The sequence below is a fragment of the Vibrio sp. B183 genome, from assembly GCF_000740665.1.
In the GTDB taxonomy this organism is placed as follows: domain Bacteria; phylum Pseudomonadota; class Gammaproteobacteria; order Enterobacterales; family Vibrionaceae; genus Vibrio; species Vibrio coralliilyticus.
On the sequence record NZ_JPQB01000005.1, the window covers coordinates 278,778 to 296,469 of the forward strand.

Below are 17,692 nucleotides of genomic sequence, written 5' to 3' on the forward strand. Positions count from 1 at the left end.
ATAACAATAAAAAATTAAGTCAATTAAAAGCATAAAAAGAAAAACTTACAGAGCCAAAAAAAGCCAGTGTTTAGCTGGCTTTTCTTATGTCATTTTATTCTGTTTATTTATCATTATTATTTACATCGTTTTGATTTTTAATGTTGTTAGTTTGATGTTCTCAACCGTAGCTAAAACACCTTCTTTTGAGTGTCTGTTAGGCTTTACTATCAGCTCACCATTAGCAGTTAGACCAAAATAAACAGTGTCATTTCCACGCATAGCGATTACTTTTTTAACGTTCATTTCAAGCGTGTTAACGTGCGTTTCTATCTCTTTTGGAGAATAACCCTGTCTGATTAGGTTAATATGCCTTTGATCTGCTTCTCTTTTCATTAGTGCATATTCTCTTTGAGAGATTAACGCAGCTTTAATTTCTTCAAGAGCAAGAGCTTTATTCTCATCATTAACGAAAGTGACGAATGTGTTTTTAAATGCTGGTTGATTAACGATACTCGCATAGTAATACATAGTATCTTTTAAAGTTTCAGTCTTTGCTTTTCTGTCTGTTATTACTCTATAAATTTCTTTAAACATAATTGTGTTCCTTTTTTTAAATTGTTTTGTTTTTATATGACAAGTTGTTATCTTGTCATAACTTTATTAATCCATATTTTTAAGAAAAGTCAAATCAAAAACAGCAACTTTTAATCTTCCAAAGTCCAAAAAAGCCCTTATTTAATATAGCCACTGTCATTTTTTCAAAAATTGAAAAAGTGCATAATTTTACGAAAAATTGAATAAAAACCATTTTGCGGTATATCTATTAATAGACAAGGAGATTTAAAATGATTTACGAGAAAGAATACAACACAAAAACAAAAGAACAGCTAATCAAGCGATTAGAAAAGAGTCGCAAAGTTGTGATTAACAGCTTAAAAGAAAACCCTGATTTTGATGCGTGGCGATACTTAGTAGATGTTTTAGAAAGCTGCTATATGAATAATCCAAAAGTAATTACTCTTGAAGAGTGCCACGCAATTATCTGGAAAATTAAAGAAGATTTAAATATACAAGTGAGGTGAAAAATGAGTGAAGAATATGAGTTGAAAATAGAAAGATACAAATTCGTTGAATCGTCAGAAACATTGTTTAAAAAAGTCTATGAAGATTTCAAAGATGAATACAGCTATCAAGATTTCAGAGATCGTTTTTATAGTAAGTATAAAGAACACTATAAAGAAGGAATCTCCATTCTACGATTTGATGAGAGTGTGATTACGGATTGCACGTTTACTCTTGATTGTGGCTATCACGTTTATCGATTCAACGGAGTTTCAGACGGTGAAACAGCTTTTGAAGGCGATAGCGATGAATTTGATTTTGAAGCTTTGGAAGGATACACAGACAATCTAAGTGATTACTTATCAAACGGTTTTGATGTTTATCTTAGAATTGTTAATGAAGAAATGTATTTTGAAGAAGCTGAATATCTTTATTTCAAACAAGAAGACTTTAAAGAGTATTAAAATACTAAACTGACTATAATTTTTGGTCAGTTTTTTTACGTCTATTTTTCAAGATTATCAAATCATTTTTCTTTTACTTAAACAACAAAGAATCCTTACCTCTTTACGTTCTATTCAATTTTTTCATTTTTATGATATGACAAAAGTATCAGTCATTAAAAAATGGAGAAACAATTATTATGGCAAGAAGAACATACAGAAATAAAGGCGGTAAGCGCACTTATACAAAAGAAGAAGCTCAACAAAGGATTTCTGACGTATCAACATTGATTGATGAAAGATTAGCTAAATTCATTGGCTCAGAAGCTACTGAAAAGCCTGATTGGGAAAGTTATATACACAGCACGGAACTGAAAATCCCACCTCGAAGATTAACAATTGAAAAAGGTGAACACGTAATTGATGACTTTCACGTTTATGCTTTTTCAGTTTTAGAATACGATATGCACGAAGGTAAAATTGAAGTAAATGTGCCGATTTTCGCCACCTTCAACGATATGTGCAGTTTGTTTGAATCGTGTAAAGACGAACTTAGATTAGAGAATGCGCCAGCTCATTTTAACCCTGATTTGGCTATGAAAGGTCAAACAGCGAAAGCGGCCGTTGATTCGCTAATCAGAACAGCTTGGGATACTGAACAGAAAAAAGTGCTTGATGGTAGACGTTTGACTAACAGAGAAAAAGAGCTTGAAGAAAGCGGTAAAACGAAAGCTGAAACGGATAAGATACTGACTAATTACAGAACAAAAGTCAGAAAGTGGAGTTATTACGCTGTTGAAGATTATATCGACATTCTACCTCAAAGAATAAGAGATTCGATCCCCGAATTTGCACGATATGATGAACTAAAAAATCAGAAAATGACACCAGAACGTGTAAACCTTGAAGCTCGTATTGACGCTGAAATTGTCAAAATTGCAATGACTACTGAATATGAGCAAATCGACTTTGTTGAGAAGGATTTAAACACAGCGCATTGTATCACTGCCGAAGATAGAAGCCGTTCTACTGTCTATATGGCAGAAAGAAGCAAGTATATGAGTGATATTCACTACTGTTCAACAATGCTTCACGAGTTCGTTCACACTACTCAGTCAATAGACAAGCGCAAGCTTGATAGTAAGCGTGTTGATGGTTTAGCTATTAAAGAAGAGATTCTAACAGAGCTATCAGCAACGATGATTATGAAAAAGCTTGGCTACGACAACATCAACAAACACGCAGGACTTTTAAAATACTTATCGAATGATGATCTAACACAGCTTCAAAAAATGGCGAAAGAAGCAGATAAGGTTTACCCAGTTGTCTATCAAGCTTATGAAAAATACAACACCCCAGAGCTTCGTCAAGAGCTACGAGAGCGTTTTGAAGCAGAAGACAAGCTAAGACTTGAAGTTGTCAAAGAAAAGCAGCCAGAAGCCATTGAAGCCACTGTTGAAGAGGTTGAGAAGCCAGCTCGCAGAAGGAATAGAAGACCATAAACAAAAAGCACTCGTTACAGTGTTTTTTAGTGCAAAAAAAAGATAGCCGAAGCTATCTCTTAGTTCATAAACATTTGTTGCTTATCGCTTGATGAAAGCGGTGTCCAGAACATCAGCACATCATACAGCACAGCTAATTTTTGAACATTGCTCCAAGCGGTGATCACGTTCATAGCTTCTTCAACGTCATTGATTGAATGACTTGACTCATACTTAACAGCTTCATAAAACACGGTAGACATACCATTCAGCGTTTGAAGTAGACCATCTTTTGCTATTTTATGATTAATGCAATAGCCATTGTATGCAGTGTAGAACTGCTCTTTAAGCTCTTCTGTATAGTCATTTGGTAAAGCTTCACTTGCAACTAACAGAAGTGATTGAGACATAATATCAATCGCTTGTGATAGCTTCACATCATTCTGATTTTTCGCTTGAAACAGCACAGACGCATTGTTAAGTAGATTTTTATTAACGCTTACTGAATGTTTAGTTTTTACTTGTTTAGTCATTTTGAAAATTCCTCATTGTTATAGTTTTTATGGAAAAAAAGGGAACGCATTCCCTTTCTTATTAGATGTGTTTAAGTAAAGTCTTTACTGATTTGCAGTTGTAATACTGCAATACTTTTGCAACGTATTTTTTAGTTCGACAAGCATTCAATTCAGAATATGGAAAAGCTCTTGATGGTGCTCTACAACTGATTAAGTGTGAATTATCAGCGTAGAACTTGTTAGCAGTTTCAAAACTTCCAGAAGGATAAACATCATTGTCTTGTAGCATTTCATAAACTTTATTTACTATGTTTTTTTGTTTTTGATTTAGTTTAGAGAATGGTAATAGAGTGTATCTTTGTAGTGGTTGTCCGTGAAGATCCATCACCGCTTTTAAAATCACTTCTTTCTGATCAATTGAAAACATTGAATTATCATCTATGTTAGAAACTAATTCATTATTCTCATTTAACTCAACAACTATATATTCATAGTCTGAATGTGCTTCGATTGTATAGTCAACTCGAAATTCAATAACCTCAAATGATGTGTAGCCATTTGTATTCATTCTTTTGTGTATTTCTTCTACCTCTATAATTTTCATATTCATTACCTCACGTTAAATTAATTGTTTTCTTATTATTTGTTATTCCATACATTTTCACTTTGTCAATAATTTGGTAGCACTTTTTTTAATTTATTTTTCAAAACCCTTATTTGAAGGGATTAAATCAATCATAAAAAAGTAATACTTTTTTACTTATCTGATTTTTTAGATGCTTTAAACTTCACCTGTCGAAAGGTAGTGATTTAATGCTCGAACGGATTGAAAAGAGTTCATAAACAACTTTCCTCTAATGTGCTCAGGGGAAGACAATGCACGTTTTACAACATCATTAGTGATCAAACTACGCTCAGTACAACCTATAATTTTCGTTTTATCGGTTATGCCTTGTGTCGCAAAATCATTCCATTCTTTAATCACATCGTGGTTATAATTCAGATAGAAAGTAGAGAATTTGTTGTGAAAAATTTGAGTGTATTCTTGTTGTATAACTGCAACTTTACTAACGTAAGAATCTAAGTCATTCATCAAGATTTTTATGTGTTTATCATTGCATTGGTTTGATAGTTCTTTTTGCAAAGCGAGAGTTGTTGCACCAGTTCCAGAAGCTATATCACCAACAAAATATTCACCTTTTTCAACACATAGCATTTGAGCGACTGAATCTGCTATTGAAGTTGGCGTTAAGTGCTGGCAATACTTAGATTTACTGCTGTTTTTAAGAGCGTAGATTTTACCCATCACCTCACCCAATACATCACGATATGGGTGCTTTTTTAACTCATTTAGATAAGCAGTGGTGATCTTTGATACTGACTCTGAATACTCAGAATATTTAGACTCAACGACCCACGAATTGACGAACACATATTGCATTTCTACGAAAACTTCAAACATTCGTTGTGGCTTAATGTCGTGTTGGTGTGCTTCTTCATCTATAATTTTTAATACTTTTCTCATAGAATATCCTTTTTAAGTGGTTATGTTTAAAAGCTATGCTTGATAACTCTCAAACTTAACCACTTTCGGTTAAGTTGTGCATTACAGATAAACAATATCTACACCATTTGATTTCATTTGTTCTATCTGCTTTGAAAGCCATATTTCACTTTTTACACAATCAGCTATATGTCGTAAATTTTGATTTCTGATCGATTTGATAATCTTGCTTGATACTTCTGAATCAGACATTGCCGATAGTTCGACAATTCCAATAAGTAAAAATATGTCAGTATCAATCTGTTTAGCGTTATGTTGCTTGCAGAAGCTTTTAGCTTGATTCTTTTTGACAAAATAAAAACCATTGTCAATTTCTGTATGTGTCCAGCAATACTTACCAGTTGACGCTTTTTTTAGATAGTATTTAAGCTTGTCTTGTTCGATTATCAGGTTCATTAGAGATTCTAATTCTCGATTTTCGTTAAAGATTTGGTTGTATTGTTCGATTTGTGTATTCATATCATTTCTCCTTTATTTATTTTTATCTGATTATTTCAATGTCAGTGTATTTGTTGATTAAACGCTGAATGTCTTCAATGTAATTTTCATAAATTGAACTCACATACTCTTCAACTTCAAAATCTTCATCGCCATAATCATATGCCGACATAATTTCTTCTGAATATGATTCAAATTCAAAGTCATAATCAACATCTTGTAGTTCTACACTCGATATCACTAACTCAACAACATAGTTATAAAAAAGTTGTTGGGACTCTTTAAACTCTTCATAATCGACAATCTCAATATTGTCATTTTTGTCTGTTAATCTGATTTTCATATCATTTATCATCTTTGTTGTTTGATATTGTTTCAAAGTCATTTTGCATAGACTCAACCCACTCATTAATCTCATCTTTTTCAGATGATTTTCTTCTTGTTCTTTTAGCAATTCCTGTTAGTTCAACATCAAGTGAATCTTCGAGAATATTCAGTAAACTTGATCTGATAAAAACACCTAACATAGACTGTTTGAAGTCAATGTCGCTATGGTGATATACCACACTTACAACATCGTAAAGTTCTTTGATATCTTGCTTTGATATGACTTTTTCATAGTCGAATAACTGAATGAAGCTATTCACAACGATTCTCTGTTCAGTCGTAAGACAGTTAAGCTCTTCAAACCAATAGATTGCTTCTCGAAACTCAGGTACTTTTTTTACTTTTAAACTCATACTATTTTTCCTCTTCAATAATTTTTAGATGTAGCTTGCCCCTGCCAGTGTTTCAGACATACATAAAAGGGACGTTGTTTTAAGTGGTTTTTAGCTTGCTAACTGCAACTCAGCTTTTTTAGCTTGAATAGACAAAAACATCTTCATTAAGCAAACAAGCTTTGCTTCTTCTATCAGTTGCGAGTGTCGATCTTGGAAGTAATCAGCATAGTGATTCACAATCACAGCTAATGTTGTGTATAACAACGGATCAGGTCTACAAGCTTTACGATTTGAACACATCTCAACTACAAGCTGACCATAACAGTGCTCTGTCAGCGAATAGCTGTTTACTGTTGAGTTAAAACCATTAAAGAGGATTTTTTGATAAACGTTCTGTTCAGCATAAGCCTTATTCAACATACCAAGAACAAAATCAATTAACTGATCTTTGCTGGAAAGTGTTAAAGCTTGTGAAACAGCGTTTCTAACGACTTTTGAGCCGTTCACGAAGGGATTGTAGTTCGACATTAGATCATCAGCACTCATTGAGTAGTAAAGATGATTCAGCTCTCTGATTTCTTCATTTAGTGAATCAGTAATGTCTTGTAGAGCGATTTCAAGTTTTTTATTTTGCATTTTCTTTCTCCTGTTTGAATGCAGGGAAAGAACAAAATCCTTAGTGTTGGGTTAATACTTTATACGTGTTTTTTAGTAATCTATACCAATGACTATCTATAAAAATTGTTGTTAAAAGTTTTCCATTTATTTTTGTTCTGTTCCGAATTTACGATTGAAATAATGCCTGGGAATTTTTGAAAAGTCAATAAATAAAGCTTGACATTTTATTTTAATTGTGAGTTAAAATAAAAATCCAAATTTTTTTAAACCCTTGAGTTTCCTAAAGATTTTAATACTATTATGCTGACCCAAGCATAAAAACAGCCGAAAACAGGTTAAAACCAATGTTTTGCAATGTGATTTACATCACATTTTTACATCATCAAAATAAATTCTTATTTTTTATTTTAATCCTATCAGACACAAAAAAAGCACAAAATTTGTGCTCTTTTATTGTTTACTTACTTCTACTTTTCTCTTTAAACTCTTCAAGCGTGAGTAAATGTGATTTATCAATTGGTGATTTTTCATAAACCCAGAATGATTCTCCTAATCTGTTCAATTCGTAAACAATCGTAATCATCATTGGTATCGAAAATGCTGTAATCAATGCGATTGCTTTGAACTCCTTTGATAGCCTCATAATTTCTGAATCTTGATATGAAGCTCTTATCAATCTTACTGTTGCTTTAAAATCCATTTTATACCTCCTTTAACAACTTTCTATTTCGTGTTCTTGAACGATGTCAGAACCTTGAATTTTGTCTTTAACTAATCTTATACAGCCACTTTCGCCAGCTTCTATACCAGCCGTGGATCTAACCAACACAGAGCCGTTTACTTGTCCGTTCTTTAACTCTTGATTAATCGTAAAACCCTTATGCTTTGTAGAATTGCTCTTGAATGAATCTAAGTGCAGTTCTCCACCATCAACATTGATAATATGTTGGACGTTAGCCGTATTACTCATCGTAAAAGTATTACCACTGCTTGAAGTTGTGAATTTCCCTTTAACATCAACAATGTTTGAACCCGAAGCCATAGCGTTATAAATCGTTAGGCTGGCTTGATGCAAATGCACTTCTGAACCAGTATCGATTTTGAAAATCGAATCACCTTTGTTTGTTGCTGTTTTTTCCTTAATGTCAGCGTTTACAAGCAGCTCAGAGCCGATCAAGTTAAACAGTGCGGTAAAGCTATTACTGACGTTGAATTGAAGCTTCTCAGATAGCGTTAAGCGACTATTTAGAAGGTTTATGTGATTAGCAAAATGCACGTTAGTAAACGTATCTTCTGCATAGATTTCTGAATTACTTGCTTTTAGTCCACCAAACGATACTTTTTTAAAGCGAATATCGCTGTTGTTTGCCTCGATGTGTGTAGCACTTGGGTTAAGTTTCAACGAGTGAGAGTAAATATCTAAATCAACATTATCAAAATCAAGTGTTTGATTTGAAAGAGAATAGCCATTCAAATTCACACTAATGTCAGTTCTTGAATCTCTGTTGATTAGATAGTCTTTACTAAGAAATACGTCTTCATTTAAAGTCAAAACATAACTTCTGTTTGAAGTGTCATTCTCTATGACTGATAGGATTGTTGAAGCACTATCATTATCAAGATTCAGACTCAAAGAGGTATCTGATAAATCAAGCTCATTATGCGCTTGAATTTCATCAGCAGTAATTGCCATAACTTTTGCTGTTGTTAAGTAAAACGCATTTAAATCACTGTCATACTTAATGTCTGAACAGCTCACCGTTGCATTTTCAAACTTTGAAATTACAAACGCTGCAATACTTGGAGCACCAAGATTTGTAGGTGGTGAATCACTTTTGACTGCATACTCAACACCATTAATTTCTGTTGTTTCTACTTCATAGAACGAACCATCATTTTGATACACTTTTGAAGTCATTGAGCTACCATCATCTACACCATACGGGCAGTATTGATAGTAATGACCTTTATTATTAATCAGTGGGATACCAACGTTTTCGGGTAGCCTATGCTCATTCGATAATGATTGTCCAAAAGGCAATGCAAATTGATTTGAACTTAAAATAGGGATTGCTGATTTAATGATTTTCTTTTTGATTATTTTTAATTCTTGATCCATAGCTTCAACATCAGAAGCTACGACAAGATTGTGATTGACTGACATTAAGTTGTAGCTAACCACTATAAAAAATGACAAGAAAATCATTATCATAACTAAAATAGCTATCATAATGACTCCTTATTTTTATCTAAATTTAGGTGGTACGTTTGACACATCTAAGACTGATTGGTTATAGAATGAAGTCCAATAAATTGCATTCGTAGTATCCCAATTACTAATATTTTGATTAAATGCTTTTGTTGTCGAAAACATATTAGTATAGTGCGTACCATTTGATGTGTCCCAAAATGCTAAATCTTGATTAAATTTGTCAGTGTATATAAACATATTTGAAAAATTTGTAGCACTTGCAGTATCCCAACTACTAATATCTTGATTAAACGCTTTTGCACCATTAAACATTGATTTAAAAGTTTGTACTTTCGATACGTCCCAATCGCCGATATAACTGTCAAACACTACTGCATTCGCAAACATATTCTCAAAAGAAGTTGCGCTTGACGTATTCCAATCGCTGATATTGCTGTTGAAATTTGTGCCAGAAAACATTGCTTTAAAATCACTTACATTTGCAACATTCCAACTATTCAAATCTTGGTCAAAATCAGTGTTATTTTGAAACATACCTTGCATAGAAGTTGCGCTTGAAGTGTTCCAATTATCTATGTCTTGATTGAAATTTGAACCAAAAAACATATAACCAAAGTCTTTTCCTTTTGATACATTCCAAGAACTGATATCACCAATATTCTTACCGAAAGTCGCATTTTCAAACATCGCTCTAAAAGATGTACCGTTTGATGTGTCCCATCTACTGATGTTTTTTGAAAGTGTTTTGCTTGCGAACAATGAAGAAAAATCAGTAATACAACTTGTATCAGCGTAAGATAGTAAAACAGCGTTAGAAGATATCATTGACTGCAATTCTGATTTAGTTAAACAGTGTGTTTTGAAAAGAGGAGTGTTTTCAAAATCCAACACTGAACCTTCATTAAACTGTGAAAAGTTTGTTGCTTTTGACACGTCCCACGCTTTTAAATCAGCATTCATAGCATCGCTGTTTGCAAACATAGCTTCAAAATTCAGAACGTTTGATGTATCCCAATTGCTTATGTCTTGATTAAAAACCTGAGTATTTTCAAACATATAAGAGAAGTCAGTTACTTTTGATGTATTCCAATTACTTATGTCAGAGTTAAATGTGTTTGTGCCGCTAAACATCGCCATCATCAATGTTGCACTTGACGTATCCCAATTGCTTATATCAGAGTTAAAATCGACTGCTGATGAGAACATCATTGAAAAATCTTTGCCTTTCGATACATTCCATTTTGAAAGGTCTACTGAACTCATATCCCAAGCCATATTAAACATACCTTGAAAATCTTCGACATTTGATACGTCCCAATTACTAATATCAAACTTCACTGGTAAGCCTGTAAATAGATATCCCATAGACGTTAAACAGCTTGTGTTAACGCCCGAATAATCTACCTCGTCAGTGATCATTTGCTTCAAATCTGCATAGCTTATACACGGCTCAGGGTTAGGAACTGGATTAGGTGGATTCACTGGATTATTACCCCCAATTTCACCAACTTCATAGTTTGCAATAGGTGCAATTAATGCAACGTAAGCAGCATTAGCATTCAGTGAAATCACAGATAGTAATGATAACGTTAAAATATTCTTTCTCATTTAATTTCTCCATTTTAATTTATTGTTTCTATAATATTTATTTACAACAAATATTTTTTTAATCAATAGAGATTTATTAAATTGTTTTTCAATCGACAAATAACACTTTAAACAAGGTCTTTTGCTTTTAAACTTTTTCCTTTTTCACTGAAAAAATGTATAGCATAAAAAGCATAATCACTTTGTGAGATTGAAAGATATATTAAAAATGGTATAGATATTATAGCAATAACAAAAACTATAACGAGGTATCTATATATGAATAAACAACAATTATCTGAATTAGTTCAGTACATACATATCAAACAACCATCTACGAAAGAAGAGAATGACAGGCTTAATCAATTTATCTGCATAGCATCAGGCATCAAATATCAAAGCTTGCTAAGAATTACTGCTGATTTTTCTTTATTAAACAAAGAATACTTACAAGCATACTCTGTTGATTCTGAATCGAAAGAAACACAAGAAGCTCTTGAAAAAAGAAACCGTTTTTATATGAGAATGGTCAGAATGTTTGAAGAAAAGGTTGGTATCGATTTAACAAAAAGTGAAGAAATGACTGTTGAAGAAATTTGGATCGCTTTACAGAAAAAACACAGCCGTTCAGTAATCATAAAAAGAGTATTTTTTGAAGAGATTCACGAGTGTTTAACTTTTTTCTTAGAACATGACGAACTTAAAGATGAACTGATGAACGAATTTAGAAGCTTTGGCTTAAAACCACGTTCAGTCGTTGCGCTTGCAAACGCTCTAACTATTGACGATAAAGAAGAGTGCTCACAAGCTTACAAAGCCGCTTATCTTGTCTTAGAAGAGCAACTACAACGTCATTTTGAAGAAGTGTCAGTGATGGAAGCTGGAAGCTGTAAAATGCGTTTAGATTCGATTGTTGAAAATTTAATTCAGTTGAATCAATTTCGAGATGTTGAAGATGATTTTAACTTGCACCAGCTTTACTATATTTCAGAAGTAATGCTTATCAAAGCTTGTATGAGTAAAGTTTTGAAGAGAGTGCCAGTGTAAAAAAGAACAGGTTATAAACCTGTTCTTCTTCATTTACATACGCTGTCTATTTCGTTTTTTACGTTCTTGTTGAGAATCATTTTTTTGATTTTCTTTAAGTCCTTCTTTAACTTCACTTTGTAGTTCTTTCGTTAGTTCAGTATCGTGATCCATTTTTTGATTAACTTCTTGAACTTGTTCTAATGCTTTTTCAGCGTTTAGCCTTTCGTAGTATGCAAGTTCACCTTCATCACTATAAGCTTGTGTTGGTGCATTCTCTTGCACTGGCATAGCATCAAAATCAGTCTCTTGATTCTCGAATGTTTGTTCTTGTTGAACCTCAGAATCTTCATTCAATGGTTCGCTTGTAAAATCAAAACTATCATCAAATTCAGGCTGCTCTTGATAAGCATTAGACGATTCTTGAACAGGAATCGAAGCTTTTTCGTTTAGCTCATCAGCAAAATCACTCATTTCTTGCGATACAACCTCATTCTCTTCTTTCACATCGCTTTGCGCTGGCTCTTCTGGTTGAGATTCTGGTGATTCAGTTTCGTTTGTTGGTTCATCTTTTGGCTCTTCAACGACATTTTTTTCAGTCTGTTTAGACTCTGGTTCGATAGCCTCAACAGGAACATCAATCGGCTTGCCGATTTGCAGAGTGTTATCTAAGTCTAATTCTTGATTAACAGTCAGATCTTGCTTTTGAAGTTCTTTTAGAGCGTCTTTATATGCTTTTGGCACACCAAAGCCACAAGAGATTTTTGACATATCATAACCATCAGCTTTTAACTCTTTCCAAGCGTCCACCACATTTTTCAAAGTCTCTGGATCTTTTGGCGCATTGCTCAGTACAGGTGGTTTTACATTGGCAAACATCGATTTAATCTGTTTAACAGAAGCGTCTGCACCAGCACTGGCATTCTTATAACCACCACCAATAGCTTTTGTGTATGTAGCAAAAGTGTTTGAATCAGCGTCATAAACACGCTCTTTGAACATACCTTGCTTTTCAAATGACAACGATTCTTTAAGCTTTTCACGATACTCTTTTTCCCACTCATCATACTTTTTGATTTGCTGCTGAATTTCACTATCAGATTGATTTTCTGGTTCAGCTTTTTTCAGTGGGTTTACGTCATTAACACTTGAATAATCAACAAATTGCTCTTCATCACTATTACCAATTACCAGATCATTTTGTTCATTATTCGCAGCTTCTTCATCAGCTTTAAAGTCGTTGACTTTTGAAGGGTTGAATTTCATCAGTGTCTTATCTTGATCTAAAACCTCTTGGTCATTTTCAGCGATAAAAGCCTTTTGTTCAGCGTCTTGAAACTCCACAACTCGATCTTCAAGAAGCTCATTTGCATCTGCTGGCATTTCCAAGTAATTTTGCTCTTGGTCTAAAAATATCTCAGGTCTGATATCGTATTTTGAACATTGATTCATAAGTTCATCAACATAATCTTCTGAACTCCAAAAAGCTTCTTGTCCCATTTTTGCTATCAATGCGTTAAGGTGAGAAGGTCTTTGCTTTAAAGATTCCTCTGTCTCTTGGATTTTGGTTTTTGTGTATTCTTCTCTATTCATTTAAAAATTCCTTGTTTTTCAGTTGTTAAGCACATTTTCAATTTTTGCAAAAGTGCTATTGTAAATCGTCTAATATCATTTCAGTCTCATAAAGCTCTTTATCGTGTAAATCAGCGCCAGCCTTTTCAGAATCGATTTTAACTATCTCATCAACAGCGATTTTCTTGACCTTTCTACAAAAACTTGTTGCTTTGATATTCTCGTGAAGCTGCTTTAAATCTTCTTGATCGATTAGTTCATAGTCATTGTCATGTTCAATAACTAAATACTCATTTGTCATCAACTCATAACCATTTAAAGTTGTAAGACTTAAAATAAATGTCTCTTCATCTACAATGAAATGAATTTCTTCAAAGTCTAAATCGTAATCTATAACATCAATGAAAATTTCGTAATTCTTGTTAAAAACTTTACTATTAATCATATAAATATTTCTCCTTGTTTATACTATATGTGATATCAAAAAAATGAGATTTTGCAAATCCAGATACAAAAAAAGAAGCAATTAAGCTTCTTTCTTTGGAAATATCAAAACGGAGTTTTTCAATATTTCTTGTTTAAAAGTTATTGTCTTGGTTTCAAGCTATTCCTTGCTTTCGGCAACTTCGACTTTAACTTAATTTCTTGACTCTCAAATTGAATCCCATCAATTAAATCGTCAAGCGTCATATGCTTCTTTTCATTGATATATTTTAAATCTTCCTGATTAAATTTAATTTCCTTATTATTTATATCTTTCATTTAAACTTTCCTTGTTTATGTATTCAATAAAACATATAAAAATAAAATTGCAAGAGCAAAATGAAAAAATATTTTAATGCTATTCTCTATGAACGTGAGATTGAATCTTATTTTTTAAGCTTTGTATTTACTCAACAAGATTCAAGCTGGCGTTTGTTCTACGCAGAAAGATACGCATAAGTTTACAACAAACATTAGAAACAACGTAATGAAGAGAAAAATCAAAGATTGGACAATAATAATTATATTATTGTGATTCTTCACGCTCAAAAGAGCGTGTTTGCTGGATTAAATAAAATTGATGAATTGGTTGATGTGGGGATTGTGAGGGTTATTCGTGGGATTTTAGACATAAAAAAAAGATGTTTCTCAACATCTCTTTTGTTCAACGAATCTTAATCTGTCTTTTTTCTCTTCTCAACTTCACTCAGTAAGAATTTCGCTGCTGCAAGTCCAAAGAAGCAGTAAACTAACGTGAATGGTTTATAAATCGCAGTTGTTATAACATCAGAATTAACAAAGGTAATAAGTCCAGTCGATAACATCAAAGCGTTTGCACAAACAGCATTATAATACTCTTTACCCATTCTATTCATTTCAACAGCTTGAAGCGTCATAAATACACTCGTTAAGATGTATAAGAACATCAGAATCATTAACGCAACAGCTAAAATTGGTTCTTGCATTGCTAACCATTCCACAGCTTGCTTACTTGCTACTGTATAGACAGATATTGATACTGCCATTAAATATATTAAAATACTTTTCATACTCATTTTTCTATTCCTCTCTTTTAAATTAATTGTTTATAAAAATAACTCTGCACTAATAACAACTACACAAAGTATCACTAATGCCATTTTTAACTTGCTTGGTTTGTTTCTTTTCAATGTTTCGATTTGCTTTTCAACACGTTCAATTTCTCTTTTCAAATACTCTTGTTCATTGTCAAAATTTGCATAACAAAAAGCAGTCTCACAGTCATAAGTTTTAGCTTCAACTTCACTCTCTAATTCTTTGCTTAACGACTCTAACAGATTATCTACTTCAACTTTTCTATTCATTAAATCTTCAAGCTCAGATTCTTTATCACGTATTAGTTTTTTTGTTTTGGATACTATATTTTTAATACTCAAATCTCTAAACAATCGCTCTAAATCATTCACTTCATTGATTTTAGACTTGATTAAAAAATAGTAGTGATAATAGTTATGAATCTTGTCAGCTTCTAAACTTGAAACTCTCTCTTTCTCTTCAATTTGATCAACTTCTTCTTTCAATTTTTGATTTTGAAGAATGTGATCATTAATGATTTTTTGTTCACTTTCTATTTTAGAAAGCAACTCTTTTCTTTGTTTTTTCATTCTAATTTTTCCTTTTGCATATATGATTTATGTATCATTTTTTATGCTTTTTTCAATATACATTGAGTAAGAAAAATCATAGAGGTAGAAAGAATGCTTTTGTTTCGGGGTTTTGATGAGTGAGATTTTTTGTAGAGTTGTGAATTTTGAAGGATAACAGAGATAAAAAAAGGCACTTCGGAAAGTGCCTTGTAATTATCAAATAAAGATTTTATCTGACTGTTCGATTTGCCTTTTTATTTTTAGATATTTCGCTGGATTTTCTTGATAATATTTAGGCATTTCCTGCAAGTGTGGGTACTTGCCAGAGTTCAATCCTTCATAATAATCTTCTGGAAGAATTGTGTTTTTTGTAAAGTCTACATAATCTACTTCAACAGCATCTTGGTACGGTAAAATGTTGTAGATGCTATCAGTAAGTTTCTCATCAACTGGAATTAATCTATGAACCCCATCTAAAAACTGAATAGAGATTAGATGCTTATCAAATGGATTGCCTTGTTCACCTTTATAAACAACTGTCATAGATTTAACGACTTTCTTTAATTCAATATTAAAACGTTGACGAATTTCATCATCAGCATTCTCTTTCAAAGTCAGATCAACTAATTCTTGTAATGAGCTATCACTATCAAACATTGATATTTGTTGTTGCAACTTCAAGATTGTTGTTTCTATCAGATCGATTTCCTGAACTACTTTTTTCAGTTCATTTTCTCTTGAAAGGTAGTTTTCTTGGACTCTTTCAAGCAAAGATGGAATTTTAATACTGCTGATATTGGCTACTAATTGTTCAATTTCGTTTTCGAGTTTAAACTTTTCTACTTGAAATTTAACCTTTTTTTGTTCCCATTCAGTTAATGAACTCGTAATTTCATCATCATTTGTTTGATTAGAAATAATTTTACTTATGTTCAAGCCTTTACAGAATTGAAGTAAGTTATGCTCAAATACGCCGTGTTTAATGACTTTTGCTTTGCACAGCCCTTCTCTTGCTAAGTTGCAACGTAGATACACATTCTTTCTGTCTTTCGCCTTTATATATGTACTATTGCAATGAGGGCATCTTAATATCCCTTGTGCAATGTTTTTTATTGCTTTGTTAGGCTTAGTTCCTTGTGAACGCCTTTCACCCATCAACTGACGTATGTATGCAGCTTGGCTCTCAGTCATCAAAGCTGGATAATAATTCTTTAATACCGCTATTTCTTTACGTACACGCTTACCAAGGTGTTTTTCAGGGTATTTGCCTTGTTCTATGTCGTCTTCGGTCGGGTAATACGATTCAGTTAAAAGGTAATCCCCTTTTACTGTTGATACCTCAGAGTTAAATAATCCGCTATACGCAGCAGCACGAAAATGCTTAGTTTTGCGATTCGCCTTTTTTAGCTTCGGTTTTAGTGTGCCTTTATCGATCTCATCATTAAGTAACCGCACTGATCTGGTCATTCCATTTCCATCTAAAAGCTTTTCTATGAGGAAATCCATGACCTTTTTATTTTCGGGAATGAACTCATAACCTCGACCATCTTTCTTAGCCGTTAACCAAAATGGACACATAGCAGTAGCATTTTTAGGACGCTCTAAACCTTCTCTCTCTTCTTCTGGTACGGTGAAATAATCAAGCAAGTCTTCACGTTTCTTTTCCCAAGATTTACGTGAACGGTACTCTTTCATCACAGATTCAGAGTGAGACCGTTGCAAGCTTATTAGAGCCATGAAGAGATCCATCATCCCATGTGTGGAATCTATGCTTTTCTTTGAATAGATTTTCTTTTCGCCATCAGCCAAAACCACAATGTTTGTGTATTCGAGCAATTCAGTGAAGATTTGGGTACTTTTGAAAGGTCCTGTTCGGGTGATGCGGTCTAAGCTTTCAACGATAAGATAGGTATTAATCTCACCATCTTCATTAAACTTTTTCTTAATTTCACCCGATTTGAATTTTTTAATCGTTTGACTGAAAGAACCAAGAGTAAGGTTTAAACCACGGTATGCACTAACGCCTAAGTCTTTTAGAGAAATGACTTCATTTAGATCTACATCATATTCTTTGCAGAACTTCTCAACGAACTTTCGGTTAATCTCGCTTTGGCGAAACTCTGACAAACCATCTGCTTGTTGTTTCGATGAGTATCTTAAATATGTAATGATTGTTGGCTTCACTGAAAACCTCACTAAGTGTCTGTGTTTTCAGTATTTTAGACTACTGCACAAATAGATCAACAATGTCCATTGGGCTTGGTGCTGTTGCACCGCCATTGCCATCCATTACGACTGAATGACCAGATTGAGAGTGACCTAGAAACTTAAAATCTTCGATCCATTTAACTTCGGCTTGCAT

At 33.1% G+C, this 17,692-nt stretch carries 22 protein-coding genes; 4 read left to right on the top strand and 18 right to left on the bottom strand.

Going from position 1 to position 17,692, the window contains the following annotated elements; translation table 11 throughout:
* Window positions 1–120 precede the first annotated feature (120 nt).
* On the bottom strand, window positions 121–576 hold the full coding sequence (locus IX95_RS06915; RefSeq protein WP_038158177.1) for a hypothetical protein: 456 nt from the start codon (window positions 574–576) through the stop codon (window positions 121–123).
* Window positions 577–827: 251 nt separating this feature from the next.
* Here IX95_RS06915 and IX95_RS06920 point away from each other — a divergent pair, with 251 nt between their 5' ends.
* The 3 genes from IX95_RS06920 (at window position 828) to IX95_RS06930 (ending at window position 2,989) form a co-directional block, all read left to right on the top strand.
* The gene (locus IX95_RS06920) at window positions 828–1,064 is read left to right on the top strand and encodes a hypothetical protein (RefSeq protein ID WP_038158179.1); all 237 of its coding nucleotides are present in this window, start codon (window positions 828–830) and stop codon (window positions 1,062–1,064) included.
* Window positions 1,065–1,067: 3 nt separating this feature from the next.
* A complete protein-coding gene (locus IX95_RS06925) occupies window positions 1,068–1,508 on the top strand; it encodes a hypothetical protein (RefSeq protein WP_038158182.1) in 441 nt (146 codons plus the stop codon).
* Window positions 1,509–1,687: 179 nt separating this feature from the next.
* Window positions 1,688–2,989 carry a zincin-like metallopeptidase domain-containing protein gene (locus IX95_RS06930; protein ID WP_038158185.1) on the top strand — a complete coding sequence of 434 codons (1,302 nt, stop codon included), beginning with the start codon at window positions 1,688–1,690 and terminating at the stop codon, window positions 2,987–2,989.
* Window positions 2,990–3,048: 59 nt separating this feature from the next.
* On the opposite strand, the gene IX95_RS06935 is transcribed toward IX95_RS06930, so the two are convergent.
* The 10 genes from IX95_RS06935 to IX95_RS06980 all read right to left on the bottom strand — a co-directional run bounded on the left by IX95_RS06935 (window position 3,049) and on the right by IX95_RS06980 (window position 10,645).
* Window positions 3,049–3,501: a hypothetical protein gene (locus IX95_RS06935; RefSeq protein WP_038158187.1), complete on the bottom strand. Its 453-nt coding sequence runs from the start codon at window positions 3,499–3,501 to the stop codon at window positions 3,049–3,051.
* A gap of 61 nt (window positions 3,502–3,562) precedes the next feature.
* Entirely contained in the window at window positions 3,563–4,087 is a 525-nt protein-coding gene (locus IX95_RS06940) for a hypothetical protein (RefSeq protein ID WP_038158189.1), read from the bottom strand.
* A gap of 177 nt (window positions 4,088–4,264) precedes the next feature.
* A complete protein-coding gene (locus tag IX95_RS06945; protein ID WP_038158191.1) occupies window positions 4,265–5,008 on the bottom strand; it encodes a hypothetical protein in 744 nt (247 codons plus the stop codon).
* A gap of 81 nt (window positions 5,009–5,089) precedes the next feature.
* Complete coding sequence (locus IX95_RS06950) at window positions 5,090–5,506, bottom strand: hypothetical protein (protein ID WP_038158194.1); 417 nt, start codon at window positions 5,504–5,506, stop codon at window positions 5,090–5,092.
* 22 nt (window positions 5,507–5,528) lie between these two features.
* Window positions 5,529–5,828: a hypothetical protein gene (locus IX95_RS06955; RefSeq protein WP_038158197.1), complete on the bottom strand. Its 300-nt coding sequence runs from the start codon at window positions 5,826–5,828 to the stop codon at window positions 5,529–5,531.
* Window position 5,829: 1 nt separating this feature from the next.
* Complete coding sequence (locus tag IX95_RS06960) at window positions 5,830–6,225, bottom strand: hypothetical protein (RefSeq protein ID WP_038158199.1); 396 nt, start codon at window positions 6,223–6,225, stop codon at window positions 5,830–5,832.
* A gap of 90 nt (window positions 6,226–6,315) precedes the next feature.
* Window positions 6,316–6,843 carry a hypothetical protein gene (locus tag IX95_RS06965; RefSeq protein WP_038158201.1) on the bottom strand — a complete coding sequence of 176 codons (528 nt, stop codon included), beginning with the start codon at window positions 6,841–6,843 and terminating at the stop codon, window positions 6,316–6,318.
* Between the two features lie 439 nt (window positions 6,844–7,282).
* A complete protein-coding gene (locus IX95_RS06970) occupies window positions 7,283–7,525 on the bottom strand; it encodes a hypothetical protein (RefSeq protein WP_038158205.1) in 243 nt (80 codons plus the stop codon).
* Window positions 7,526–7,537: 12 nt separating this feature from the next.
* Window positions 7,538–9,055: a hypothetical protein gene (locus IX95_RS06975; protein ID WP_038158208.1), complete on the bottom strand. Its 1,518-nt coding sequence runs from the start codon at window positions 9,053–9,055 to the stop codon at window positions 7,538–7,540.
* 15 nt (window positions 9,056–9,070) lie between these two features.
* Complete coding sequence (locus IX95_RS06980; protein WP_038158210.1) at window positions 9,071–10,645, bottom strand: BspA family leucine-rich repeat surface protein; 1,575 nt, start codon at window positions 10,643–10,645, stop codon at window positions 9,071–9,073.
* 258 nt (window positions 10,646–10,903) lie between these two features.
* Between IX95_RS06980 and IX95_RS06985 the strand changes: the two genes are divergently transcribed.
* Window positions 10,904–11,671 (top strand): hypothetical protein, encoded by a 768-nt coding sequence (locus tag IX95_RS06985; RefSeq protein ID WP_038158213.1) that lies wholly within the window; start codon window positions 10,904–10,906, stop codon window positions 11,669–11,671.
* Window positions 11,672–11,704: 33 nt separating this feature from the next.
* Here the strand turns inward: IX95_RS06985 and IX95_RS06990 are convergent, their stop codons facing one another.
* The 7 genes from IX95_RS06990 to IX95_RS25820 all read right to left on the bottom strand — a co-directional run bounded on the left by IX95_RS06990 (window position 11,705) and on the right by IX95_RS25820 (window position 17,692).
* Window positions 11,705–13,243, bottom strand: coding sequence for a hypothetical protein (locus IX95_RS06990; RefSeq protein ID WP_038158215.1), 1,539 nt, complete (start codon window positions 13,241–13,243; stop codon window positions 11,705–11,707).
* Window positions 13,244–13,298: 55 nt separating this feature from the next.
* Entirely contained in the window at window positions 13,299–13,667 is a 369-nt protein-coding gene (locus IX95_RS06995; RefSeq protein WP_038158218.1) for a hypothetical protein, read from the bottom strand.
* A 140-nt stretch (window positions 13,668–13,807) separates the two neighbouring features.
* Window positions 13,808–13,984 carry a hypothetical protein gene (locus tag IX95_RS26505; RefSeq protein WP_160174996.1) on the bottom strand — a complete coding sequence of 59 codons (177 nt, stop codon included), beginning with the start codon at window positions 13,982–13,984 and terminating at the stop codon, window positions 13,808–13,810.
* Window positions 13,985–14,379: 395 nt separating this feature from the next.
* A complete protein-coding gene (locus tag IX95_RS07000) occupies window positions 14,380–14,760 on the bottom strand; it encodes a hypothetical protein (protein ID WP_038158220.1) in 381 nt (126 codons plus the stop codon).
* A gap of 30 nt (window positions 14,761–14,790) precedes the next feature.
* A complete protein-coding gene (locus IX95_RS07005) occupies window positions 14,791–15,348 on the bottom strand; it encodes a hypothetical protein (protein ID WP_038158223.1) in 558 nt (185 codons plus the stop codon).
* A 198-nt stretch (window positions 15,349–15,546) separates the two neighbouring features.
* Window positions 15,547–17,514 (bottom strand): recombinase family protein, encoded by a 1,968-nt coding sequence (locus IX95_RS07010; protein ID WP_038158225.1) that lies wholly within the window; start codon window positions 17,512–17,514, stop codon window positions 15,547–15,549.
* 40 nt (window positions 17,515–17,554) lie between these two features.
* Window positions 17,555–17,692, bottom strand: a complete 138-nt coding sequence (locus IX95_RS25820; protein ID WP_081885408.1) for an osmotically inducible protein OsmC — start codon at window positions 17,690–17,692, stop codon at window positions 17,555–17,557.